The 24195-nt window shown below is 59.3% G+C and carries 21 protein-coding genes; 17 read left to right on the forward strand and 4 right to left on the reverse strand.

The window, feature by feature from the left end:
- The first annotated feature begins 24 nt into the window (after positions 1–24).
- From FVV99_RS05715 to FVV99_RS05755, 9 genes are all read left to right on the forward strand, one after another.
- On the forward strand, positions 25–2583 hold the full coding sequence (locus FVV99_RS05715; protein WP_148253062.1) for an ABC transporter permease: 2559 nt from the start codon (positions 25–27) through the stop codon (positions 2581–2583).
- A gap of 124 nt (positions 2584–2707) precedes the next feature.
- Entirely contained in the window at positions 2708–3976 is a 1269-nt protein-coding gene (gene glyA / locus FVV99_RS05720; protein WP_148253063.1) for a serine hydroxymethyltransferase, read from the forward strand.
- 187 nt (positions 3977–4163) lie between these two features.
- Positions 4164–4961 (forward strand): FadR/GntR family transcriptional regulator, encoded by a 798-nt coding sequence (locus tag FVV99_RS05725; RefSeq protein WP_148253064.1) that lies wholly within the window; start codon positions 4164–4166, stop codon positions 4959–4961.
- A 13-nt stretch (positions 4962–4974) separates the two neighbouring features.
- Positions 4975–6123: a galactonate dehydratase gene (gene dgoD / locus FVV99_RS05730; protein ID WP_148253065.1), complete on the forward strand. Its 1149-nt coding sequence runs from the start codon at positions 4975–4977 to the stop codon at positions 6121–6123.
- Positions 6124–6162: 39 nt separating this feature from the next.
- Positions 6163–6849 (forward strand): 2-dehydro-3-deoxy-6-phosphogalactonate aldolase, encoded by a 687-nt coding sequence (locus tag FVV99_RS05735; RefSeq protein ID WP_148253066.1) that lies wholly within the window; start codon positions 6163–6165, stop codon positions 6847–6849.
- Positions 6846–7769 (forward strand): 2-dehydro-3-deoxygalactonokinase, encoded by a 924-nt coding sequence (locus FVV99_RS05740; RefSeq protein ID WP_148253067.1) that lies wholly within the window; start codon positions 6846–6848, stop codon positions 7767–7769. Before FVV99_RS05735 ends, FVV99_RS05740 begins: the two co-directional genes overlap by 4 nt.
- Positions 7770–7918: 149 nt before the next feature.
- The gene (locus tag FVV99_RS05745; protein ID WP_148253068.1) at positions 7919–8791 is read left to right on the forward strand and encodes an HAD-IIB family hydrolase; all 873 of its coding nucleotides are present in this window, start codon (positions 7919–7921) and stop codon (positions 8789–8791) included.
- Positions 8788–10008: a glycosyltransferase family protein gene (locus FVV99_RS05750; RefSeq protein WP_148253069.1), complete on the forward strand. Its 1221-nt coding sequence runs from the start codon at positions 8788–8790 to the stop codon at positions 10006–10008. The genes FVV99_RS05745 and FVV99_RS05750 overlap by 4 nt, the downstream gene beginning before the upstream one ends.
- A 139-nt stretch (positions 10009–10147) precedes the next feature.
- Positions 10148–11020 carry an MBL fold metallo-hydrolase gene (locus FVV99_RS05755; RefSeq protein ID WP_148253070.1) on the forward strand — a complete coding sequence of 291 codons (873 nt, stop codon included), beginning with the start codon at positions 10148–10150 and terminating at the stop codon, positions 11018–11020.
- A gap of 34 nt (positions 11021–11054) precedes the next feature.
- Here FVV99_RS05755 and FVV99_RS05760 read toward each other — a convergent pair whose 3' ends face one another.
- From FVV99_RS05760 to FVV99_RS05775, 4 genes are all read right to left on the reverse strand, one after another.
- On the reverse strand, positions 11055–12863 hold the full coding sequence (locus FVV99_RS05760) for a bifunctional diguanylate cyclase/phosphodiesterase (protein ID WP_148253071.1): 1809 nt from the start codon (positions 12861–12863) through the stop codon (positions 11055–11057).
- Positions 12860–14437: a methyl-accepting chemotaxis protein gene (locus FVV99_RS05765; RefSeq protein WP_148253072.1), complete on the reverse strand. Its 1578-nt coding sequence runs from the start codon at positions 14435–14437 to the stop codon at positions 12860–12862. Before FVV99_RS05765 ends, FVV99_RS05760 begins: the two co-directional genes overlap by 4 nt.
- A gap of 158 nt (positions 14438–14595) precedes the next feature.
- On the reverse strand, positions 14596–15369 hold the full coding sequence (gene dsbG, locus FVV99_RS05770; RefSeq protein ID WP_148253073.1) for a thiol:disulfide interchange protein DsbG: 774 nt from the start codon (positions 15367–15369) through the stop codon (positions 14596–14598).
- Positions 15370–15446: 77 nt separating this feature from the next.
- Complete coding sequence (locus FVV99_RS05775) at positions 15447–17228, reverse strand: sugar phosphorylase (protein ID WP_148253074.1); 1782 nt, start codon at positions 17226–17228, stop codon at positions 15447–15449.
- Positions 17229–17464: 236 nt separating this feature from the next.
- Here FVV99_RS05775 and nrdR point away from each other — a divergent pair, with 236 nt between their 5' ends.
- The 8 genes from nrdR to FVV99_RS05815 all read left to right on the forward strand — a co-directional run bounded on the left by nrdR (position 17465) and on the right by FVV99_RS05815 (position 24132).
- Positions 17465–17944, forward strand: a complete 480-nt coding sequence (nrdR, locus tag FVV99_RS05780; protein WP_148253075.1) for a transcriptional regulator NrdR — start codon at positions 17465–17467, stop codon at positions 17942–17944.
- 17 nt (positions 17945–17961) lie between these two features.
- Entirely contained in the window at positions 17962–19146 is a 1185-nt protein-coding gene (ribD, locus tag FVV99_RS05785; protein ID WP_148253076.1) for a bifunctional diaminohydroxyphosphoribosylaminopyrimidine deaminase/5-amino-6-(5-phosphoribosylamino)uracil reductase RibD, read from the forward strand.
- Between the two features lie 102 nt (positions 19147–19248).
- Positions 19249–20388: a bifunctional 3,4-dihydroxy-2-butanone-4-phosphate synthase/GTP cyclohydrolase II gene (ribBA, locus tag FVV99_RS05790; RefSeq protein ID WP_148253077.1), complete on the forward strand. Its 1140-nt coding sequence runs from the start codon at positions 19249–19251 to the stop codon at positions 20386–20388.
- A gap of 66 nt (positions 20389–20454) precedes the next feature.
- A complete protein-coding gene (gene ribH / locus FVV99_RS05795) occupies positions 20455–20937 on the forward strand; it encodes a 6,7-dimethyl-8-ribityllumazine synthase (RefSeq protein WP_148253078.1) in 483 nt (160 codons plus the stop codon).
- Entirely contained in the window at positions 20934–21428 is a 495-nt protein-coding gene (nusB, locus tag FVV99_RS05800; protein ID WP_148253079.1) for a transcription antitermination factor NusB, read from the forward strand. Before ribH ends, nusB begins: the two co-directional genes overlap by 4 nt.
- Before the next feature lie 13 nt (positions 21429–21441).
- Positions 21442–22389 (forward strand): thiamine-phosphate kinase, encoded by a 948-nt coding sequence (gene thiL, locus FVV99_RS05805; protein WP_148253080.1) that lies wholly within the window; start codon positions 21442–21444, stop codon positions 22387–22389.
- Entirely contained in the window at positions 22386–22859 is a 474-nt protein-coding gene (locus FVV99_RS05810) for a phosphatidylglycerophosphatase A family protein (protein WP_148253081.1), read from the forward strand. Before thiL ends, FVV99_RS05810 begins: the two co-directional genes overlap by 4 nt.
- Positions 22860–22887: 28 nt before the next feature.
- Positions 22888–24132, forward strand: coding sequence for a DUF945 family protein (locus FVV99_RS05815; protein ID WP_148253082.1), 1245 nt, complete (start codon positions 22888–22890; stop codon positions 24130–24132).
- Positions 24133–24195 lie beyond the last annotated feature (63 nt).

The raw sequence follows: 24195 nt of genomic DNA on the forward strand, positions 1-24195 counted from the left end.
ACCGCAAGCGTCGGGAGTCGTAGGATGCACTGGTTACGACTTTCCTGGCGCGGCCTCAAGCGTGACTTGAGAGCCCCTGATGTCAGGGCGCTGTTCGTGGCACTGGCATTGGCCGTGGCCGCTTCGACCATGATCGGTTTTTTCCTGGATCGGTTGGAACGTGGTCTCGAGCGACAGGCAGGCCAGTTACTGGGGGGCGATCTGGTGCTCGAACAAAGCCGCCCCTTTGATGACGATATTCGTCAGCGTCTGATCGAGGCCGGCCTGACGGTCGGTGAACAAGTCGACATGGTCTCGATGGCCAGTCGCGATGGCTCGTTCCAACCGACGAGCGTCAAGGTCGTCGACGACACCTACCCTCATTATGGTGAGGTCCACGTAGCACGACAGGGACGGGTCGAGCGGCTGGAGCGAGGTCCTGCACCGGGCAGTGCCTGGATTGCCCCACGCTTGGCGCAACTGCTCGATATCGACGTGGGCGATTCGTTGCGACTCGGTGAAACGTCTCTCGACGTGACTGGTTTGATTGAACGAGAGCCGGATCAACAAGGCGGTTTTGGCAGCTTCAACCCGCGCCTGATGATGCATCTCGATGATCTCGAGGCAACCGGACTGGTTCAGGAAGGCTCGCGTGTTGAATTCGAGCTTCTGGCCAAGGGCCCGCCGGAGGCGGTGGCCACGTTGCAGGATTGGCTGGCGTCGCTCGCGGCCGAGGGCGTCGAGGTGCAGGATGTGCGTCGCGATCGGCCACAACTCGGCAATGCCCTGGCCCGGGCCGAACAGTATCTGAGTCTGGCGGGCCTGGCAGCCGTGCTGCTGGCCGGAGTTGCCGTCGCCATGGCGACCCGCCGTTACGTGGATCGTCACCTGGACACGGCGGCGCTATTGCGTTGTTTCGGTGCCACTCAGCGTCAATTGACCCGGCTGTTCACGCTACAATTGCTCTGGTTGGCCCTGGTCGCCTCAATGGTGGGTGCAGGGCTCGGGCTGGCAGGCCAAGCGGGTCTCTTGATGTTGTTGGGCAACTTCCTGCCCATGGAGTTGCCGCCACCGGGACCGGTACCGTTACTGCTCGGTATCCTGACCGCCATGGCGGTTCTGGTCGGATTCGCCGGACCGACACTGTTACGACTGAAGCGCGTCAGTGCCCTCAAGGTACTGCGTCGGGAACTGGATCCCATGCCAGCCTCGGCCTGGATCGTGGTTCTAATGGCCAGTCTGGTCTTCGGTAGCCTGTTATGGCTCTATTCCGGGGATCTGCTGTTGTCGATGGCGTTGCTTGCCGGCGGGCTGGTCATGTTGATCCTGCTGTGGGCAGTAGGGGGCCTGCTATTGAATGGCGTCCTGCATCTCGCATCGCGGCTACCCGGTGGTGCCTACGGCAAGGGGCGAGCGATTCGGCTTGGTGCCCGTCAGTTGGCACGCCGCCGTCAGGCCAGCCTCGGCCAGCTATTGGCGTTTGCCGTTACATTTTCCGCCATGGCGATGATCGCTCTGGTACGGGGCGACTTGCTGACCACTTGGCAGGCGCAGTTACCGGCAGATACCCCCAACTATTTCGCTATCAACATTCAACCTGACGAACGGAATGATTTCACGTCGATGCTGGAGGGTGCCGCTGACTCACGCAGCTCTCTGTATCCTATGGTTCGAGGGCGTATTAGCGCCATCAACGGTAATGAGCCGCAACAGGCAGTGCCCGAAGAGGCGCGAGGAGATAACGCACTGCAGCGAGAGCTGAACCTGACTTGGCGACGCGAACTGCCGCAGGGAAACCGGATCGTGGCCGGTGACTGGTTCGGCGAGAACAGCGCTGGCGACTGGTTGAGCGCCGTGGAATCAAGCAGCTCAGGCTCGGACAAGGTCGTACCTATTTCCATGGAAGATGGGCTCGCCGACCGCTTCGGACTCGGGGTGGGCGACATTCTGACTTTCACTATCGGCAGTGCTGACATTTCCGGTGAGATCACTAGCCTGCGTGACCTGGACTGGGATAGCTTTCGTCCCAATTTCTACGTGATCTTCCCGCCCGATGTGCTGGAGCGTTTCGGTCACAGCTATATCACCGCCTTCCATCTCGGCAGTGACGAGAGAGAGCTGCAAAACCGTTTGGCCGAAGCATTTCCGGGGGTATCGCTGATCAATGTCGAGGCAATCCTCGAACGGGTCCGTGACCTGCTTGGTCAGGTGACGCGAGCCGTGGAACTGGTGTTGTTGCTGGTCTTGCTGGCTGGCATCAGTGTCCTGTACGCGGCGTTGATCGCCAGCCGACCGATGCGAGCCCATGAAAGCGGGTTGTTGCGCGTTTTCGGCGCGGGAGATCGCTTGATCTCCCGTATCCAGGGCGCCGAGTTCGCTCTGCTGGGGCTGGTCAGTGGCGTGATGGGAGCGTTGCTGGCGGAGTTGGCAGCAGCGGGGCTCTACATGGGCTGGCTCGATTTGCCACCGCGTATCCATTGGGCGTTATGGGGAGTTCTGCCCCTGGGAGGGGCCGTGCTGATCGGTGTGATCGGACATGCGCTGTCACGTAGCGTACGCCGTCAAACCCCCATGGCAAGCCTGGGGTTACTGGGTGAAGCTTGAGTATTCCTAAACCCAACGTGAGAAATTGTAGGGGAGGGAATGACTGGGTTTCATATGAAAGCGTAGCGACCCTGCGCTATGATGGCGGCCGTTCGTTTTTCTCTTGATTCGAGGATGTTCGACGATGTTCAGCCGTGAAATGCAGATTGCCGGTTTTGATGATGCCCTGCTCGATGCGATGCAAAAGGAAGTCGCTCGTCAGGAGGCGCACATCGAACTGATCGCTTCGGAAAACTATGCCAGCCCTCGTGTGCTGGAGGCTCAGGGGAGCCAGCTGACCAACAAGTATGCCGAGGGCTATCCCGGCAAGCGCTACTACGGTGGTTGCGAGTATGTCGATGTCGTTGAGCAACTTGCCATCGATTATGCCAAGCAGGTGTTCGATGCCAGTTATGCCAACGTGCAGCCCCATTCCGGCTCGCAGGCCAACGGCGCCGTATTTCAGGCCTTGATCAAACCCGGCGATACCGTGTTGGGGATGAGTCTGGATGCCGGTGGTCACTTGACGCATGGTGCCAAGCCGAACTTTTCGGGCAAGCACTACAATGCCATCCAGTACGGCATCGATGACACGGGCCAGATCGATTACGATGAAGTTGCTCGACTGGCTCGAGAACACCAGCCGAAAATGATCATTGCAGGCTTCTCGGCCTACTCCCAGATCATCGACTGGGCCCGCTTCCGTAAGATTGCCGATGATGTCGGTGCCTATCTGCTCGTCGATATGGCTCATATCGCCGGCCTTGTGGCCGCCGGTGTCTATCCCAGTCCGTTGCCGCATGCCCATGTCGTGACCACCACGACGCACAAGACCCTACGCGGGCCGCGTGGCGGCTTGATCCTGTCCAGTGAGAACGATGCCGATATCGAGAAGAAACTTCAGTCGGCGGTATTCCCCGGTGGCCAGGGCGGTCCCTTGGAACATGTGATTGCCGCCAAGGCGATCTGTTTCAAGGAGGCGATGGAACCCGAGTTCCAGGCTTATCAGCGCCAAGTGGTACAAAATGCCAAGGCCATGGCGAGCGTTTTCATGGAACGTGGCTTCGACATCGTATCCGGTGGTACCGAGGATCACTTGTTCCTGCTGTCATTGATCAAGCAGGAGTTGACCGGGAAGGATGCCGATGCTGCCCTGGGGCGTGCCCACATCACCGTCAATAAAAACGCCGTACCGAATGACCCGCAGAGTCCCTTCGTGACGTCCGGTTTGCGTATCGGCACGCCTGCGGTAACGACACGCGGTTTCGGGGAAGCCGAATGCCGTGAGCTGGCGAGCTGGATCTGCGATATCCTCGATGTCATGGCGAAAGGCGAAGACACGAGTGCTATCGAGGCTGACGTCAAGGCGAAAGTCGAGGCGGTATGTGCACGGCTTCCCGTGTATCGTGACTGAAACTCGCTGCCGTAGTCGGTAAGCGACCGGCGGCCTCGGGAACGGGGCCGCCGGTTTTTTTATGGCCGGGCGTCGATGTCTCTAGACGATGGTCTAGTTTTCAAATAGCCGTTATGCTTTGAGACTATGTCATACATAGATTATGTTAAGTCCTACAAAGATAACTCGCTATGTCGATATGAGATGCATGAGTATGGCAACGACGCCCTCCCGACAGCCAAGACCCGATATTGCCGAACACCTGGCAGAGGCCATTTTTAGTGGTCACTACGGGCCGGGTGATTTCGTCCCCAAGGAATTGGACCTTTGCGAACACTATGGCGTCAGCCGCAGTACCGTTCGCAGTGCGCTTCAGACACTGGTATCCGCTGGCATGATTACGCGCATTTCCGGGCAGGGAAGTCGTGTTACGGAACTGCCTCAATGGCACCTGCTGAATCCACGCGTCAGCGACTGGATGGCCCGTTTCGCCCGCCCTAATCCTCGCTTCCAGCGCGATATCTTCGCGTTCAGGGTGGCGGTAGAGCCTTTCATGGCCCGCCTTGCCGCCGACAATGCCGCTGCGGCCGACCTGCTGGCTATCGAGACAGCCTATCACGGCATGCTCGCGGCATTGGAGCAACCCGATAAACAGTATCAGGGTATCAGCTACGATGACTATGACGTGACATTCCACGAAGCGATCTTCGCCGCGACCCACAATGTGCTGTGGCTGCAGATAAGTCATGTACTCAAACCGGCCATTGCCCTGTTGGTGGAAACCTCCAATCAGAGTGCCGATGAACTCAATGACAGCATGGAGCGTCACCGTCGCCTGATGGATGCCATTCGGCTGCGGCAACCCGACGAGGCTGAAACGGCTGCGCTCTCGGTATTGGAACGCACAGGGCGTGATTTGGGTATGGCATGTCCGACCGCCGGGCTGGCGGTGATGCGTGGGCCCAATGCCATGTCGTACTCATGTACCCAGGAACCCGATAGTTGACCAGAGGCAAACGATGAAAATTACTCGACTCAAGACATGGCAGGTCCCGCCCCGCTGGCTATTCCTGAAAATCGAGACGGATGACGGGGTCTATGGGTGGGGTGAACCTGTCGTGGAAGGACGTGCCGCCACTGTTGAAGCGGCTGTACACGAACTCTCGGATTACCTGATCGGTGAGGATCCTCGTCGCATCGAACATCTCTGGAATACCCTCTATCGAGCCGGTTTTTACCGTGGCGGCCCGATTCTGATGTCGGCCATTGCAGGGATCGACCAGGCGCTATGGGATCTCAAGGGACGCGATCTCGGGGTTCCGGTGCATCAATTGCTGGGTGGCGCCGTACGCGACAGGATGCGAATGTACGCCTGGACCGGCGGTGACCGTCCCGGTGATGTCGGTGTCGGGGCCAAGGCATTGGTCGACCAGGGCTTTACTGCGTTCAAGATGAACGGGACTCCCGAGATGCAGATCGTCGACTCGCATGCCAAGGTGGATGAGGCCGTGGCTCGGGTCGCGGAAGCGCGTGAAGCCGTTGGACCGACAGTCGGCATCGCCATCGATTTTCACGGTCGGGTGCATCGCCCGATGGCCAAGTCGTTGCTGCGGGAACTGGAGCCCTATCATCCAATGTTCGTCGAGGAACCGGTTCTGCCCGAGCATCTACCTTGCCTCAAGCATATCGCTGCGGGCCTCGGCTATCCCATTGCCACCGGTGAGCGGCTGCATACCCGCTATCAGTTCCGCGACCTGCTCGCCGATGGCATGGTCGATATCATTCAGCCCGATCTATCCCACTGTGGTGGCATCAGCGAGGGGATGAAAATCGCTGGTCTGGCATCCTGCTATGATGTGGCGCTGGCTCCCCATTGCCCGCTAGGGCCGTTGACGCTGGCGACGTCGCTGCATGTGGATGCTGTCAGTCACAATGCGTTCATCCAGGAGCAGAGCATGGGCATTCACTACAATCGTGATAATGACGTCCTGGATTACCTGGTCGATAAATCCGCACTGACTATCGAGGATGGTTTCTGTGCCATTCCCAATGGACCGGGGCTGGGTGTGGAAATCGACGAAGCGTTCGTCGAGGAACGTGCCAAGGTCGGTCACCGTTGGCGCAATCCTGTCTGGCAGCATGAGGATGGCTCCATTGCCGAATGGTGAGTCGGTCAACCGAGTGGTGAACATGAGGAGTACGAGTCCATGAATGCGCAACAGAAGGCCGCGTTGGAATCAGCCATGCGGGACTGCCCCCTGGTGGCCATCCTGCGGGGAATCAGCCCCGAAGAGGTAGAAGCCGTTGGCGATGCACTGGTCGATGCCGGTTTCAAGATGATCGAGGTGCCGCTGAATTCTCCGCGGCCATGGCAGAGTCTCGAACGCTTGGTCGCCAGAATGCCCGACGATGTGCTGGTTGGTGCCGGTACCGTGCTCGATACAGCGAATGTCGAGCGGTTGGCGTCGCTCGGTGCGTCGTTGCTGATCACACCCAATACCGATACCGATGTCATCGCGGCGGGTGAGGCACAGGGGTTGGCTTCGTTCATTGGCTGTATGACACCCAGCGAAGCGTTGGTGGCTGCCCGGTCCGGGGCGACGGCGCTGAAATTGTTCCCGGCCGCGCGACTCGGGGTCGGTTATTTCAATGATGTCTCGACAATCCTGCCTCCCGAGCTGCCAGTGTTTGCTGTGGGCGGTGTCAACCGGGACACCATGGCGGATTGGCATGCGGCCGGCGTACGCGGTTTCGGTTTCGGTAGCAATCTTTACAAGCCTGGTCGCCATCCCGAGGAGGTCGGCACCATGGCGAAGGCACTGGTCGCTGAGTGGCAACGACTGGAAATGCTGGCTGCCGAGATCGATCGTTCCGAACGCGAGGAAGATGCATGAGTCGCCATTTCATCGCCGTCGACTGGGGCACGAGCAATTTTCGCGCCTTTCTCGTCGATGCCGTCTCCGGTGAGTGTCTGGAAAGCCGACGTTCGGACGCCGGTCTCAAGGCGCTGAGTACCGACGAGTTTCCTCATTATTGCCGGGCTCAAATCGGCGATTGGCGTGAAACCGCTGGTGGCGACCAGGCCGTGCCGGTGTATCTGGCCGGTATGGTCGGTTCGCGCAATGGGTGGTGTGAAGCGGCACAGTTGGAGTTGCCTGTCGGTCCCGACGCCCTGACCGAGAACCTGATGGCGGCACCCGGTCTGGCCAATGCCTGGATCGTTCCCGGTGTCAAAATGGTGACGTCCGAGCACGTCGATGTCATGCGAGGTGAGGAAGTTCAGGCGTTTGGTGCACTGGCGTTGGCCGGGCGCGACAGCGGTGCCTGTTGTCTACCGGGCACACACAGCAAGTGGGCGCGTCTGGAAGGAGGCGCGATGCGTACGTTTACCACCATGATGACGGGGGAACTCTACCATGCCGTCCGCTTTCATACCTTGCCCGGTAGACCGGCTGTCGAGGATGCCGAGTTCGACACGGCCGCATTCCATCAAGGGGTAGTGGCATCGGGTCATGAGGCAGGTCTCCTGCATGCCCTGTTCGAGGGACGCAGTCGGCATCTGTATGCCGGACTGGCCGCCCATCGGATCGCCAGCTTTCTTTCGGGGGTGCTGATAGGGAGTGAAGTACGCGTTGCACATCGTCAGGCCGCTGATTGGCAGAACTTGCTGCTGGTCGGTTCCCACACCCTCAACGAGCCGTATCAACTGGCTCTGGACGCGTTAGGCATGCCATCGACGCGTATCGATAGCGATGCGGCCAGTATGGCCGGTTTGAGCCAGATCGATGCCATACGCACCACGATGAATCGGTAGCCCGTGCGCAGGGTAGGGCGATGGGCAATACTGGTGCCAACTCGTCGCCTCGTATGCCGTCGGCATCGGTCCAGGCACCGGTGTAGGTGGGATGGCATGCAACGTGCTAGCTTCAGGATGTAGACAGTCAATTGCATCCGGTGGGCCCTATGACACAGCCGATACCGTTTAGTGCACGCTTGGTATTCACCGACCTTGACGGCTCACTTCTCGACCACGTCAGTTACGATTGGCAGCCGGCACGCCGCTGGCTGGAGCGCCTGCGCCACGTCAATGTGCCGGTCATTCCGGTATCCAGCAAGACCCGCGCCGAATTGCTTGCGCTGCGCGTCCAGTTGGGTCTCGAACGTAGCCCTTTCATCGCAGAAAACGGGGCCATCATTGGCCTGCCTCCCGACTGGCAGCATGCCCGTCTGGATCGTAATCCCGAGAACATCAACGGGCTGTGCATCAAGACGCCGGGGCTTGATATTGGCTTCATACGCAAACGCCTGGACGTGATCCGTGAACGTCTGGGGCTCTCTTATCGGTGCATGGGGGAGATGAATCTCGACGAGATCATGGCGATGACGGGGCTTGCCGAACCCGCGGCACGGCAAGCGCGGATTCGCGAAGGCAGCGAGCCGCTGCTCTGGCGAGATGACGAGGCGTGGCTATCCCGCTTTCGGCAGGCGTTGGAGGGCGATGGCCTGCTGCTGACGCGAGGCGGACGTTTCTGGCACGTCATGGGGCATAGTCACAAGGGAGATGCGGTCGGTTGGCTGATCGATCGATTTCGGGCGTTGCGCGGGCAGGCACCACATACGCTGGCGCTGGGTGATGGACCCAACGATGTCTCGATGTTCGAGCGAGTCGATCGTGCCGTACTGATTCCCGGCTATCACGGCCAGCCGATCGCTGTGCAGAGCGAGCATGTATATCGAGCACGTTCACCCGGGCCTACCGGTTGGGCCGAGGGTATGGAACATTGGTGGGGGCAGGAACTCCCCGATCACAGCGGTGGAAAGGAGAACCCGGCATGAGCGATTTTTACCAGAATGGCATCATCACCAACTTCCATAATTTGACCCGACGCCCTGTCGAGGCACTCGAAGCCGACTTGGTGAAATTCTCCATGCGTCGCCCCATGGGTTTGATCCTGCCTTCTCTGTACGCTGAACTCGAAGGACCAGCCCTGTCTCGTATCGTCGCAGAGTTGGCGGAGGTGCCGTATCTGTCCGAAATAGTGATCGGGCTCGATAGAGCCGATCGTGATCAGTTTCTGCATGCCCGCGAATTCTTTTCCCATTTGCCTCAGCACCACCGTATCCTCTGGAACGATGGCCCACGCCTGCAAGCGCTGGATGACGAGCTGGCGAAGGAGGGCATCTCACCTCAGGAACCCGGCAAGGGACGCAACGTCTGGTTCTGTGGCGGCTATATACAAGCGTCTCGCCGTGCCGAGGCGGTAGCGCTGCATGATTGCGATATCGTCACCTACGATCGCTCGCTGCTGGCGCGCCTCATTTACCCGGTTGCCCATCCCCAGTTCAATTACGAGTTCTGCAAGGGCTATTATTCCCGTATCGCCGACAACAAGCTCAATGGCCGTGTGGCGCGCCTGATGGTAACGCCACTGATTCGGGCATTGAAAAAGATTTACGGTCCTTTACCGTATCTCGACTACCTCGATAGTTATCGCTACCCGCTCTCAGGCGAATTCTCGATGCGGGCCGATGTGCTCGACGGTATTCGCATTCCCAGTGACTGGGGGCTCGAGATCGGCGTGCTCTCCGAGGTGCATCGCAACTACTCCACCAAGCGCTTGTGCCAGGTGGACATCGCCGATATCTATGATCACAAGCACCAACCGGTATCCGAAGGCGATCCCGACGCCGGCCTCAATCGAATGAGCCTGGACATTGCCAAGGCGTTGTACCGCAAGCTGGCAACGTTGGGCGTTCAGATCAATGCCGAGAGTTTCCGTACCATCAAGGCGACCTACTACCGAATCGCTCTGGATCTGATAGAGACCTACGATAACGATGCGGTGATGAACGGGCTCAAGCTCGACCGGCACAGTGAAGAGCAGGCGGTGGAACTGTTCGCGACGAATATCATGGAGGCCGGAGATGCCTTTCTCGAGAAGCCCCGCGACAAGCCCTTCATCCCCAGCTGGAATCGCGTACAAGCGGCGATTCCCGACTTCCTGGAACGTATGCATGCCGCCGTCGAGCTGGATAATAAAGGCAAGGTATAATGAGGTTTGCCACGTTGAAGGCATAGCAGGCGATCATGACACCGATCAACTTATGAAAAATTAATATATATCGATAACTTTAATTGACACTACACTGCCTCCAGATATCGGAGACGTCACCGAGTCAGGAGGTACGGTCATGGGCTCCCCATTGGTCACTTATTTTTTCGACGAACCTACCAACACATTCAGCTATGTCGTGCGCGATCCTGATAGTCGCACCTGTGCGATCATCGACTCGGTACTGGATTTCGACTATGCCGCCGGTCGTACCGATGTCCGTTCAGCCGACCAAATCCTGAACTTTATCGATAGTGAAGACCTTGAGGTCGAGTGGATTCTCGAAACCCATGTGCATGCCGACCATTTATCTGCTGCCCCTTACCTGCATGAGCAACTGGGGGGACAGACCGGTATCGGTGCCAAGATTACCGACGTCCAGGCGATTTTCGGCAAGGTCTTCAACGCCGGTACCGAATTTGCGCGTGATGGCAGTCAGTTCGACCGGCTATTCGAGGAAGGCGATACGTTCCACATCGGCAATCTCGAAGGGCGCGTTTTACACACTCCGGGCCATACGCCAGCATGCCTGACGTATGTGGTCGGCGATGCTGCCTTCGTCGGCGATACCTTGTTCATGCCGGATTACGGCACGGCACGTTGCGATTTCCCCGGCGGGGATGCTAGGGCGTTGTATCAGTCGATCCAGAAAGTTCTGGAGCTTCCTGATCAGACACGGTTGTTCTTGTGCCATGACTACAAGGCGCCGGGGAGAGACGAGTATCAGCATGAGACGACCGTCGCAAAACAACGGGCTCATAATGTGCATATCCATGAGGGAATCGGAGAAGACGAATTCGTCAGGATGCGAACCGAACGCGATGCCACTTTGGGCATGCCAAAACTGATCATTCCTTCGGTACAGGTCAACATGCGCGCCGGGCACCTGCCCCCGGCCGAGGATAATGGACAGATCTATCTCAAGGTGCCGATCGACCGGTTGGGCGGGTGAGCGCAATAGGGATGCCAGGCTGTGTATCCTCGATCTATCGCCTCGCAGCGCGGGCGATCATGGGCTCGACGTCTCGCTCGGCGAGCCGGGCAGTGTGGTCATGGTGGCGTCGATCGACGAACAGGCTGTTACCGGGCTTTTGCTTGGCCTGATGCTTCAGTTCGGCCAATACATTGGCGATGTCCAGGGCATTGAATTCGGTATCGGTACCTACGGGATGTAGCGCCATCGAGAGGCTCATCAGCGGGAAAAAGACGTTCTCGCCACGCCGACTCGTCACGTTCAGCCCGCCCGCCTGTCGGTGCTCGTCATGATAGAAGCGGGGCACGAAGCGGGCGAAGCGGTCCAATATCGTTTCACATAGATGCTGAGCCGCCGTCAGATCGCCGCCGAGAATGAGCATGAAATCGTCGCCGCCTACATGACCCACGAAGTCTTCCTCGCGACAGCGCTCCTGGAGCAGGCGGGCGACAGCCAGAATCACCTGATCACCCTGAGCATAGCCGTATACATCGTTGTAGGCCTTGAAATTGTCCAGGTCACAGTAGACGGCGATAAAGGCTTCGCTCTTCTCCAGGCGTGCAGCGATAGTCTGATTGATGACCAGGTTGCCCGGTAGTCCCGTCAACGGGTTGGCCTGACGGGCGCTGCGAACCTGCAGGGCCGTGATTTCCCGCAGCAGGTCGATGATGTTCCCCATGCCACGATAGCGACCGGTATCGTCGACGATCACGAAGTCTTCCTGCAGAGATTCGGGGGCCCCCGTAATGCGCTCGCTGAGAATGTCCAGTGGCAAGGCGGCGTCAGCCACCAGCATACGGGTATTCATGAGTTCGTCGATGGGCCGACGTGCATAGAGAGCATGGCTGAAGGGATTGGCGAATTGACCCAGCAGGTCTTGTTGATGCACCAGCCCCAGCGGGATCTGTTGCCTATCCAGTACGACCAGGCAGCGAAGGCCCGGTTCATGCTTGAAGCGCTGCAGCACGTCAGGAACCAGGGTGCCTGTCAGCACGGGATCCAGGTGCCGGCACAGCATGGCGGCATTGGTTCCCAGTGCCCCTGTGGACGAGCGTAACGGTGTCGTACCAGGGGGTGATGTGTGCAGGTGGCGTGGTGGCTCCTGCGAGGGGCGCGCGAAATGGTAACCTTGTAGCAACCGGCAATTCAGGTCCTGAAGCGAGTGCTGTTCTCCGGCCGTCTCAATGCCTTCGGCTATCAACTGACAGCCCAGGCTTTGCGAAACGTCCAGCAAATGGCCTAAAAACTGACGTTTCCCGGGGTCGCGGTCCAGTTCCTGGACGAAATGACGATCCACCTTGACGAAGTCGGGGCGTAGCTCCGTCCAGTGGCGGAGACTCGAATAGCCCGCGCCAAGGTCGTCCAGTGCTACTCGAAACCCCATCTCGCGGTAGTGGGCTACGGCTTGGCGCATCAGTGCATAGTCATGGATGGGCATGTACTCGGTGAGCTCGATCACGACCCGCTTCGGTGACAGTTCCACGCCGGCAAGAAAACGGCTCGTCAGCCCTTCGCGGAAGTCATCTTCCAGCAGCGAGGTCGGCATCACGTTAAGAAAGAGATGCCCCGACAATGCCAGTGTACTGAATGCCTCGATGGATAGCCGTCGACACAGCAAGTCCAGTTCCACCAGCCGTCCCGCGCGGTGGGCGGTATCGAAGAGGGTGAGTGGCGAATGCAACGGCGAATCGGAAGGGCCGCGGATCAGGGCTTCATAGCCGTAGATCGACTGGTCGTCGGCTGCCACGATGGGCTGGAACAGTGGAGTCAGTGTTTCGGTGGACAGAATGCCATCCAGTTCCTGAGTCAAAGGATCACTCATGCGGTCGGCTCCACGTCGGTAGGCAGGATGAAACGCCTGGCAAAGTCCTGCATTGCCTCGGCTTCCTTGTCGAGGTCGTCCGCAGTGTGACTGACTTGCTCCACCATGGCGTTGTTGTTTTGCGTCACGGTCTTTATCTGGTGCATGGCTTGGTTGACCTGTTCCAAGCCTTGTTGCTGTTCTGCCGAAGCCCTGGCCACTTCATTGACCAAGCCACTGACGCCCTGAATCGCCTCGACAATGGCCTGCATGTCCTGTCGGGCTTGATCGGACAGGGCATGGCCTCGAGTCACACTTTCCTGTGCCGACTCGCTCAATTCGCGAATCTCGCGGGCTGCACTAGCTGAACGCGCGGCGAGTGTGCGCACTTCGCCGGCAACCACGGCAAAACCGCGGCCTGATTGGCCGGCACGCGCTGCTTCCACGGACGCATTGAGTGCCAGGAGGGTGGTCTGGAAGGCGATTGCGTCGATCGCTCCGACGATCTCACCGATACGCGCTGCACGTTGATGGATCTCCTCCATGGTGTCGGCGAACGCGGTGACCCCCTGGCTGCCGTGATGTGCCTTGCCGGTGGCTTCGCTAGAGAGAGAATCGGCCTGATGAACATGGCCGGCGTTATCGGACACGGTAGTCGTCAAATCGTCGAAATTGGCAGCCGTCTGCTGCAGCGAAGCGGCTTGTTGGTGGGTGCGTTCTGCCAGTTGCTGGTTGCTGGTGCTCATCGCTTGCATCCCTTGCCCCACACAGGTGCTGCTGTTGCGTAATTGACGAACGATATCTGCCAGGGAGCGGCGCATGACCTCCACTTCTTGAAATAGACGTGCGATTTCGTTGTGGCCGGGGTTGTCCACCGGGGTTGATAGATCGCCGTCAGCAATACGGCGGAAGTGATTCACGATGCGGCGCAGGGGGTGCAGGATTTTGGTCTGGATGCCCCAAACCACGACCAGCACGGTGACGAGAGCCAGTACCAGGGCACCGCCCAGTGCCACGTTGAGCCAATCCGTCAGGGTATCGAAACGTGCCGCCCAGGCATCGCCCTGCTTTGCCGTCTGCGAGGAGAACGCATCGGCACTCTCCATGAAGGCTTCGCTCATGTTGCTGACACGTGACTGGCCGGACGCATAACCGCTCACATCGCCTTCCTGCAGCATTAGCAACTGCAGGTTGAGGCCGGTATCCACCAGCGACTGAAAGCGAGACGACAGGACGTCGATGGCTTCGGCCTGTGCCGCCAGTGGCGGGATGGACAGGAAAGTCTCGAAGGCGTCACGGGCCTGTTGCATGTGAGCGTCGGCCTGCTCGATCACCGGCCCTGGCCGATCGAAGGAGGGGGTGCGGATCAGTTGGGCCGCACGATCCATGGTGACTTGCGCTCTGAGGCTGGCGATATAGGCCTGATTGAGTGCTCGTGACTGCGCTACCTGGATCTGCCGCAATTGCTCGAAAGCATCACGCCCATTCTGGTTGGCGAAAAGCCCAAAGGCACCGATACCCAGTATTAGTGTCGTGAAGACAGCCAGCACCAGAAAGCTGCTGAGTCGTACCGTCATTCGATCGAGAAGTCGCATGGAAGATCAAATCCTGTCTCTGCCGTGATAACAGGCGGCCAAGGTCGGGTTGGTCGCCGGATGACAGGGTTATATCAGGAGTTTGTTACATTCCTTGGACGCATAGCGTCGCGAGGGATCGGGTACGCTTGCCCATGACTCGTGAAGGGGGTTTCTGATCAGTCGTCGTCAAGCCCACCGGCGGGCTGCGGTGAGCCCATGACGGTCGCCATGTCCTCAGGGATACCCTGAGTCATCTCGAGCTGTCCGTCGACGTGGTAGATGAGGCCCGGGGTCGCTACCAGCCCAAGACTCTCCATCAGTTGCTGGTTGCCGTAGACCCTGTCCTCCATGGCAGGACGGATGGTCTCCAACCAGTCGATCGGTTTGCCTCGATGGTGCCTGTCGAGCAGCTCGGCGGGCTCGTCGGCTTCCAGAATCGTCATGGCTTGACGCGGGCTCTCGCGATCGAGGATGCCTACCAGGATGTGGCGAATCTGGACATGGCCCGCCTCGACCCAGGCGCGCGAGGCTTCCCAGAATTCCTGGCAGTAGGGACAATGGGTATCGGAAAACATGTAAATGACACGGTCGGCGTCGTCGCTACCGTCGGCGACCCAGGCGCTATCATGCAAGTCCTGCCAAATCCGCTCTTCCTGGGGGCCGCGGACAATCTCCTGCAGCGGATCTTCTGACAGGTTGTTGCCTTCCGCATCGACCATGTTGCCGACAATCGCATGTTCGCCATCTTCAGTCAGGTAGATTGCCACCTCCCTGCCTTGCGCACTGGCGGCGTAGCCCGTCATGCCTGCCGGTGCGTCGAAGGCGTCATGAATCGTCAGGCCTTGCGCCTCCAATGCCTGGATCGGGGCCGGCCACTCTTGCGCCATGGTCGTCAGGGGCAAGAGTAACCCCACCAGGGCCCCCGTAACGTGCCGTGCTCGTACTCGCATGAAGACTCCCCACCACGGATGGATGACGCCGGTGATCATTCGATCGGCAGGTACTGTAGCGTCATTCAGCGATGCCGTCATGTGCTGGTGACTAACCATAAGCTGCGGTAAGGAGCCAAGGTAGCCTGGGGTTGCCAAGGTGTATCGTCGAGCAGATCGAACCACTCGGTGTCATCGAGCGCATCGAGGGCCAGGGGCTGGCGTTTGTCGGTCACGTTGTAGATAGCGAGCAAGCGTCGTCCGTCCGCGAGGGGCCCTCTCTGGATGGCGAGCAGTTCTGACGGGGCATCGATCACTTGCTGGGACGCATCGGGATGAAAGCAGGGTTCGCGGCGACGAATGTCCAGGCGGCGCTTGAGTGCCAGGAAGACTTCCCGGGTCGGCGTGTTGCGACTGTCGAGTAGCTCGTCGAGCTCTTTCATGTCCCATTGGTGTCGATTGATCGAACGGAGTCGCCCACTTCGTTCGACCCCTTCATGGTCGTTGAGGGTCGCCGTAAGAGAGTGCAGGTACAAGGCCGGAATGCCCTGCAGCGCCATCATCAGATTCTGACTGCAGAGAAAGCGTTCGACCTGCCAGGGATCGGGGCCGCGCCGAGTTCCTTTCAGCGCCTCGAAGTAGGTGATGTTGATCTCATAGGGGGAATCCTGGCCATCCGCATTGGCCTTCATGCTCACGAATCCGCCGAAGCGATGCATCAATTCGAGCAGAGCTTCGACTTCATGATCCGGAAGCAGGCCTTCCAGGGCCCTGACTCCGATGCCGTCATGGCTGGCGGTGAAATTCAGGTAGCTGCATCCGGGCGGCAGATCGGGCAGTGTACGTAACCATCCCGCCAGGGTCATCGCTTCTCCGCTGGTCAAGGTATGTACCAGCAGTGGGGGCAGAGTGAACTGATAGATCAAGTGAGCTTCATCAGGCTCGTGCCGTTCGCTCGATGCCCGCTCTAGTCCCAGATAGCTCAGATTTTCGTGATGAGGGACATTGGTTTCCGTGATCAATAGGGTGCCGGGCGCCATGTGATCGAGTATGGCCCGAAGCAGTCGTACGATGGCATGGGTCTGCGGTAGGTGAATGCAGGCGGTACCGACTTCTTTCCATAAGTAAGCGATGGCATCCAGACGAATGATGCGCGCTCCCTGTTCCACATAGAACAGCAGAATCCCGATGAACTCGAGCAGGACATCGGGGTTGGCGAAATTGAGATCGATCTGGTCCTCGGAAAACGTGGCCCACAGATGACGAGTGCCGCGGCGTGTGGGCACGGGGATCAACAAGGGGGAATTACGCGGTCGGACGACCTGGGACAGGTCGGTCGTCGGATCCATCTCGATGAAGTAATCGCGTCCCGGCTGGGTACCGGCGAGATAATCGGTGAACCACAGGGACTCGCGTGATACATGGTTGATTACCAGGTCGACCATCAAGTCACGATGCGCTGCCAGTCGTTGCACATTGGGCCAATCGCCCAGAGCGGGATCGACTTCGCGGTAGTGGATGACGGAGAAGCCGTCATCGCTGCTCCAGGGGAAGAAGGGCAGAATGTGTACGCCACTGAATGTCTTCCCCAAGCGTGCTTCGAGGAAGTCGTCCAGCACGGCGAGCGGCGTGCGATCGCCATCGATGAGCGTGTCTCCATAGGTGATCAACCATTGATCACGTTCGTTCCAGAGTGGTCCCTCATGGGTCGACGAGACAGATTCGAGTGCGTCACGACGGTGCATGAGAAGTGTCGACAGGCGTCGCATGACCTCATCGGCACGCGGGCCATAGACCTCTTGCAAGCGGCTATGGGCGATAGCCTGAAAGCTCGCCTCATCGAGCGCCTTGATGGGGTCGGAAGACGTAGGCGTTGTCATGATCGATCTCCGGCAGTGACGGCATGCGCCGTTTGGTGACGAACGCATACTTTCAAGATGCAGAAGCCATGCCAGTCGGGCAAGCCGGATTCTCGGTCAAGGCTGTTTACTCCGGAGCCAAGCCGTTACACTATCTGGTGATTCGTTACAATATCGGTAATGTCGTGACAACATCGCGGTAGCAGCGAATACTGACACGCAATGTCGATCCAACCGAGGCACCTGGACACCATCTGATGCATTGTCCCTTTTGCGGTACGCAGGATACCAAGGTGACCGACTCTCGTCTGGTCGCAGATGGCGACCAGGTTAGGCGCCGGCGTCAATGCAATGTTTGCAGTGAACGTTTCACGACCTATGAAACGGCTGAATTGGTCATGCCCCGCGTGATAAAAGGGGATGGGTCGCGTGAAACGTTCGACGAGATCAAACTGCGGGCCGGCATGTTGCGTGCGCTGGAAAAGCGTCCTGTCAGCGCCGAGGCGATTGAGGCGGCGGTAGAACGCATCCGTCAGCGCCTGCGGGCTCGTGGTGAGCGAGAAGTCGAAGCGCGTGAAGTGGGCGAGGAAGTCATGCGGGCGCTCAAACGGCTCGATCAGGTCGCCTATATTCGCTTCGCTTCGGTATATCGGCGTTTTCAGGACCTTGATGAATTCCGTGCTGAAATCGATCGTTTGGCGCAAGAACCGACGATTCCTCCCAATGACGATCAGTGAGATGAGCTGAAGACCCCATGGCGAACGTGACCCCTGAAGTCTGGATGGCACGTGCGCTGCGATTGGCACATCGCGGCTTCTACACCGCCCACCCCAACCCTTGTGTCGGTTGTGTGCTGGTCAAGGACGAGCAAGTGGTGGGCGAAGGCTTTCATGCCCGTGCCGGCGAACCCCATGCCGAAATCCACGCACTTGAGGCTGCCGGAGACGCTGCCAGGGGGGCGACGGCCTATGTCACGCTGGAACCCTGTTCCCACCACGGACGCACGGGCCCCTGTTCTCAGGCGTTGATCGATGCCGGCGTGGTACGTGTCGTTGCCGCCATGCGGGATCCCAACCCGCAAGTCGCTGGCCGGGGCCTGGCCATGCTGCGTGATGCCGGGGTCGATGTCGAATGTGGTGTGCTGGCAGCCGATGCTCACACCCTGAATCGCGGTTTCGTCTCGCGCATGAGTCTGGGTCGTCCCTTCGTCAGGTTGAAAATGGCCATGAGCCTCGATGGCCGTACGGCCATGGCATCGGGGGAGTCGCAGTGGATCACGGGTCCCTCTGCGCGTAACGACGTCCAGCGTTTACGCGCGCGAGCCGGTGCAGTGATCAGTGGTATCGACTCGATCATCGCCGATGACTCCCGCTTGACGGTACGTGCCGAACAGCTCGACCTGGCTGAGGCGGAGACGATCGCCACACGACAACCGTTGCGCGTCGTCGTCGATTCCCGTCTACGTATGCCGCTGGCCGCAGCCTGTCTGCGTCAGCCGGGGCGCACGGTGGTAGCGACCTGTTCACAGGACGAAGAACGTCGCCAGCACCTTGAAAGCCAGGGGGCCGACGTCTTGGTATTGCCTCCCGGTCCGGATGGTCGTGTCGAACCGGAACGGTTACTGCGTCATCTGGCCGAAGTGGAAGAGATCAATGATGTCTTGCTGGAAACGGGCGCCACGCTGGCGGGAGCGATGCTCGATGCCGGGTGGGTCGATGACATGGTATTGTTCGTGGCACCGACCTTGCTGGGGGGAGCGGCACGGCCACTGTTCGAGCTGCCGGGGTTGACCCGCATGGCGGAACAGAAGCCGCTGGACATCAGTGACATTCGTGCCTTGGGGAATGATTGGCGAATCGTTGCAACCCCTCGCAATCGTCGCACCCAGGCGACAGTCGCGAAGGAGACTGGCGCACAGCCTTCCACCAAGGTACCCTGAGCGCCGATTCGGTGCAGACGTTGTCGTTTGAATCCGGCATGACAGTAACGCATTCGTCGCGATTCAACGACGACAGGCACGCAATATCATTTGGGAGAACCCATGGTGGCAACATCCACGGATTCGCCTTCGGGCCTGGCCCCTGTCGAAGCACTGATTGACGATATCCGTCGCGGTAAGATGGTGATCCTCATGGATGACGAGGATCGTGAGAATGAAGGGGATGTGATCATGGCCGCCGAAATGGTCGAGGCGGAACACATCAACTTCATGGCGAGGCATGCGCGTGGGCTTATTTGCCTGCCGATGACGCGTGATCGTTGCGAACGGCTGCGCCTGCCATTGATGGTCAGTGATAATGGTTCGGGTTTCGGGACCAAGTTCACACTGTCCATCGAAGCGGCAGAAGGCGTTTCGACCGGCATTTCCGCTGCCGACCGAGCGCGTACGATTCAAGCCGCCGTGGCGCGAGATGCGCGAGCCGAAGACATCGTGCAACCGGGACATATCTTTCCGCTGATGGCTGAACCCGGTGGCGTATTGCGTCGCGCGGGACATACGGAAGCGGCCTGTGATCTGGCGGCGATGGCCGGCTTCGAACCCAGCGGTGTGATCTGTGAAGTGATGAGCGATGACGGCAGTATGGCCCGCCGTCCCGAGCTCGAGCGCTTTGCCGCCGAGCACGACTTGAAAATGGGCACGATTGCCGATCTGATTCATTACCGCATACATAACGAACAGACCGTTGAACATGTCGAGGCGACGCCCGTGTCCACGGCACATGGCGAACTGATGCTGCATGTCTTCCGTGACAGCATTCAAGGGGCCCATCACCTGGCGCTGGTCAAAGGGCAGCCCGCCCCGGATTCCCTGACCACGGTACGTGTCCACCTGGCTGACACGTTACGTGATCTGCTGACGCTCTCGCGCAGCGACAGTCAGAGCTGGACGGCTCAAGCGGCGTTGTCGGCTATCGCCAAAGCCGAAAGCGGGGTGTTCGTGCTGTTGGATGACGGTCATCCGCAGCAGGATTTCAAGGACCAGCTCGATCTCGTGCTGGAACGTCGTCGTGCGCCTCGCAGCAGTGAATCCGATGGTGCCGGCAACTATCTTACCATCGGTACCGGTTCGCAGATTTTGCGTCATCTTGGCGTGGGCAAGATGCGACTCTTGAGTTCGCCATGGAGATTCTCGGCATTGTCAGGCTTTGATCTGGAAGTCGTCGAACGGCTGAGTCCCTGAGTCGAGTCCTAAGACCATACGCCGCCGTATCAGCGACACGGCGCGCCATCAGCAGGATGAGAGATAATGCAACCCATATCCCAACTCGAAGGCAACTTCACCGACGTCGGCGGCCGTTATGTGATCGTGGTAGGGCGCTTCAATCACCATGTGGTCGATAGCCTGGTAGAAGGCGCAGTCGACTGTCTGGTGCGCCATGGTGTGGATGCCGAGCACATCGATCTCGTGCATGTGCCGGGTGCCTGGGAACTGCCCCTGGCAGTCAAGCGAGTGCTCAAGGTCGTTCAACCGGATGCAGTAATCGCGTTGGGTGCGGTAATCCGAGGTGGGACGCCGCATTTCGAGCATGTGGCAGGTAACTGCAATTCGGCCATGAACAGTTTGCAACTCGACTACGATACCCCGGTCGCCAATGGCGTCCTGACGGTGAATTCCATCGAGCAGGCCATCGAGCGTTCGGGAACCAAGGCCGGCAACAAAGGGGCCGAGGCAGCGATGGCCGCCATGGAAATGGTCTCGCTGCTCAGGCAGTTCGGAGGTGAGGCATGAGTGGTTCCCACCGCGGTTCCGCGGCGCAGGAGTCTCGTCATGCGGCCAGGGAATTGGCAATACAGGCATTGTATCAGTGGCACCTGACTGCCAAATCGGCCGCTGCCATTGAATCCGAATTCCGAACCCAGACGGCGGACGATGATCTGGAAGACCATGAAAACTGGTCGAAGATCATGGAAATTGCGGATCTGGCGCTGTTCCATGAGCTGCTGCACAACGTGATACAGCATCGGGACGAGCTAGATGAGTCGATTGCTCCAGTGCTCGACCGTCGCATTGTGGATCTGGACCCGGTCGAACTGTCGATCCTGCGCTTGGGGGCGTATGAATTATCACACCGCCTGAATGTGCCCTACCGCGCAGTGATCAACGAAGGCGTCGAACTCGCGAAATCGTTCGGTGCCACCGACGGTCACAAATACGTCAACGGCATTCTCGACAAGCTGGCAGCCCGCCTGCGCTATGCCGAGGTCAATGCCCGTCGTTGATATGTCGGCTCCCATGACCAGCGAATTCGAGCTGATCGCCCGTTATTTTGCCCGCCCTGTGGCAGGCGATGGGGTTGATCTGGGCATCGGTGACGACAGTGCACTGCTACTGCCGACGCCTGGACATCAGTTGGTCGTGAGTGTCGATACCTCCGTGGCCGGTGTCCACTTTCCGCCGGATGCGCCGGCTCATGCCATTGGTCACCGGGCACTGGCGGTGAGTCTCAGTGATCTCGCTGCCATGGGGGCCTGGCCTCGCTGGTGTCTGATGGCCCTGATGCTGACCGAGACGGATGATGAGTGGCTCGCCGAGTTTGCGCGTGGTTTTCATGCCTTGGCTGACACGCATGGTGTGAGCTTGGCAGGTGGGGATGTCACACGTGGAACTCTGGCCATCGGGGTGACCGTGCACGGTGAGTTGCCGACGGGACAGGCACTGACTCGTGGTGGTGCCAGCCCCGGCGACCTGATAGCCGTGACAGGGGCGTTGGGCAGCGCGAATGGCGGGCTTGCAGCTTGGCAGGCGGGACTGCGTGATCTCGCGGATCCGCTGCTTGCCGCCTACCTGTTGCCGCAGCCACGTATCGAAGCCGGGTATAGGCTTCGTGAGCTGGCGACTGCGGCTATCGACATCTCCGATGGTTTGCTGGCCGATCTTGGACATGTGTGCGCGGCCAGTGGCGTCGGCGCAGACATCGAGCAGGAGGCGATACCGCGGGACGATGCACTCATCGAGCGGCTGGGCGACACGCAAGCGTTACAGTCGGCGCTCGCCGGTGGCGACGACTATGAGTTGCTGATTGCCCTGCCGGCCGAACGGCTGGAGGAGGCACGCGCGGCGTTGGCCAGTATCGATGTACCTCTTACCCCGATCGGTCGCTTTTCCCGACGACCGGGCATTCGAGGCGTACCTTGCGACGGCCCGGGCGGTTGGCAGCATTTTCCGGGAGCGGCGCCATGAAACGCGCTCCGGCAACCGTCTGGCATCGCCCGACCCACTTCCTGGCATTTGGCCTGGGGAGTGGCGCCGTTCCCTGGGCGCCGGGTACGTTCGGCACGTTGGGGGCCATTCCGTTCTACTGGCTGATGTCGGACCTTCCGCTGACCTGGTATCTCAGTCTGGTTGCTGTGACGATGGTGATCGGCATCTGGTTGTGCGACAAGACGTCTCACGATCTCGGCGTTCACGATCACTCCGGGATCGTCTGGGATGAATTCGTGGGGTACTGGTTGACCATGGCTGCCGTGCCTTTCTCCTGGGAAGCCGCCCTCTGGGGGTTCCTGGTTTTCCGAATCTTCGATGTCTTCAAACCCTGGCCGATTCGCTGGGCCGATCGCCATGTGGCGGGAGGCTTCGGCATCATGATCGATGATGTCATGGCGGGTCTCTATGCCTGGGGAACCATTCATCTCTGGCTTTGGCTGCATTGAGCCGGCCGGACAGTGACGGAGATCAATCATGCGCAAGGGATGGCTCATCGTGATTGTCCTGATGCTTGCCGGTGGGGGGTATCTGGGAGCCCAGGCGTGGTCCAGTATGCTGTTCGAACGCGAGTTGACGCGAACGCTGGATGATCTGGAAAACGACGACAATCTGCGTGTCGAACGCGAGGATATCCAACGCGGCTGGTTCGTTTCCCGGGGGCGGGTGAAGTTGTTGTCGGCCCAGGGCGAGGAATGGCAGGTCACCATCCCCTATACCGCTCGCCACGGTATTGTGAATACCCACGCCGAAGGGGATCTGGACATTGCCCTGGGAGAAGCTCAGGAACGCTTGTTCGGCGACCACCTGCCAGTCGCGCCGCCTCGCTGGAATGCCAGCTACGCGTCATTTTCCGGCGAGTTCGATGCCCAACTCACCTTGGCATCATTCACTATGGAGGACGATGACGCCGGGTGGAAACTGGAAACGCAAGGCGCCGAGTGGGATATCAGTGGTCGACGTGATGACATCACCATGGTTGGAGAAGTCTCACCCTGGACCCTCAATGCGCGACGTGGCGAGTTGGAAAGCGGCGTATTGGCCTTCGACAGTCATTACCGGGTCGATAGTGAGTCGGGAAACGTCGAGCAGCAGGATGACGTCAGACTCGCCTCGTTAGCCTACAGTGGCCCCCTGATGCCCGACATCGCGATCGAGCGCTGGCGTTATCAGGGAGATATGCAAATGGATGACGATCAACTGCGCTATGCTGTCAGCCTCTCGCTCGACGACGCCAGCATGGGCGATCAGTCGCTGGTCGGTGGCGGTGTGAAAATGACGTTGTCCCGGTTGGATGCCGACGCCGCCCGGGAAGTCTCGATGCTCATTCGCGATAGCCTCGAACAGGGGGACCGTTGGGATGCGTCTCAACGTCGTGAATTCCTTCAACGCCTCGAGCCAGACGTTCATGCCATGCTGGCCGACTCTCCACGCCTGACGCTCGACACGGTGGATCTGAAGAGTGCCATGCTCGATATGCTCGTGGATATTGAAGGGGAACTGGTGTTCGATGGCGAGGACGTCGAAACACTGTCACTGGATGACTGGTCGTCTTCAGAAGGGGTGGCAGCCTGGCGAGCGAGACTCGATGGACATGTCATCTGGCGGGACGTACCGACGCTATTGCTCTTCCAGTTGGGGCTGCCCGGAGATAGCGACGACCTCAATCTCGAGATCGACAGCGGCGAGATCTCCTTGAATGGCCGATCGGTTGCCTGGTAAAGGCGCTTTGTCGTCGGCAATGGCGATACGACTCTTTGTCGCATGACTTGAAGTTTCTGTTGC

Origin of the sequence: Aidingimonas lacisalsi (assembly GCF_008079445.1) — a bacterium.
In the GTDB taxonomy this organism is placed as follows: Bacteria; Pseudomonadota; Gammaproteobacteria; order Pseudomonadales; family Halomonadaceae; genus Aidingimonas; species Aidingimonas lacisalsi.

Coding starts and splice junctions, on each gene's coding strand:
- FVV99_RS05755 (WP_148253070.1), top strand. CDS start 10,148: ATGGGCTCCCCATTGGTCACTTATTTTTTCGACGAACCTACCAACACA.
- FVV99_RS05740 (WP_148253067.1), top strand. CDS start 6,846: ATGAGTCGCCATTTCATCGCCGTCGACTGGGGCACGAGCAATTTTCGC.
- glyA (WP_148253063.1), top strand. CDS start 2,708: ATGTTCAGCCGTGAAATGCAGATTGCCGGTTTTGATGATGCCCTGCTC.
- ribH (WP_148253078.1), top strand. CDS start 20,455: ATGCAACCCATATCCCAACTCGAAGGCAACTTCACCGACGTCGGCGGC.
- FVV99_RS05775 (WP_148253074.1), bottom strand. CDS start 17,228: ATGACAACGCCTACGTCTTCCGACCCCATCAAGGCGCTCGATGAGGCG.
- FVV99_RS05760 (WP_148253071.1), bottom strand. CDS start 12,863: ATGAGTGATCCTTTGACTCAGGAACTGGATGGCATTCTGTCCACCGAA.
- FVV99_RS05715 (WP_148253062.1), top strand. CDS start 25: ATGCACTGGTTACGACTTTCCTGGCGCGGCCTCAAGCGTGACTTGAGA.
- FVV99_RS05810 (WP_148253081.1), top strand. CDS start 22,386: ATGAAACGCGCTCCGGCAACCGTCTGGCATCGCCCGACCCACTTCCTG.
- thiL (WP_148253080.1), top strand. CDS start 21,442: ATGACCAGCGAATTCGAGCTGATCGCCCGTTATTTTGCCCGCCCTGTG.
- nusB (WP_148253079.1), top strand. CDS start 20,934: ATGAGTGGTTCCCACCGCGGTTCCGCGGCGCAGGAGTCTCGTCATGCG.
- FVV99_RS05765 (WP_148253072.1), bottom strand. CDS start 14,437: ATGCGACTTCTCGATCGAATGACGGTACGACTCAGCAGCTTTCTGGTG.
- FVV99_RS05815 (WP_148253082.1), top strand. CDS start 22,888: ATGCGCAAGGGATGGCTCATCGTGATTGTCCTGATGCTTGCCGGTGGG.
- dsbG (WP_148253073.1), bottom strand. CDS start 15,369: ATGCGAGTACGAGCACGGCACGTTACGGGGGCCCTGGTGGGGTTACTC.
- FVV99_RS05750 (WP_148253069.1), top strand. CDS start 8,788: ATGAGCGATTTTTACCAGAATGGCATCATCACCAACTTCCATAATTTG.
- FVV99_RS05735 (WP_148253066.1), top strand. CDS start 6,163: ATGAATGCGCAACAGAAGGCCGCGTTGGAATCAGCCATGCGGGACTGC.
- nrdR (WP_148253075.1), top strand. CDS start 17,465: ATGCATTGTCCCTTTTGCGGTACGCAGGATACCAAGGTGACCGACTCT.
- ribD (WP_148253076.1), top strand. CDS start 17,962: ATGGCGAACGTGACCCCTGAAGTCTGGATGGCACGTGCGCTGCGATTG.
- dgoD (WP_148253065.1), top strand. CDS start 4,975: ATGAAAATTACTCGACTCAAGACATGGCAGGTCCCGCCCCGCTGGCTA.
- ribBA (WP_148253077.1), top strand. CDS start 19,249: ATGGTGGCAACATCCACGGATTCGCCTTCGGGCCTGGCCCCTGTCGAA.
- FVV99_RS05725 (WP_148253064.1), top strand. CDS start 4,164: ATGAGTATGGCAACGACGCCCTCCCGACAGCCAAGACCCGATATTGCC.
- FVV99_RS05745 (WP_148253068.1), top strand. CDS start 7,919: ATGACACAGCCGATACCGTTTAGTGCACGCTTGGTATTCACCGACCTT.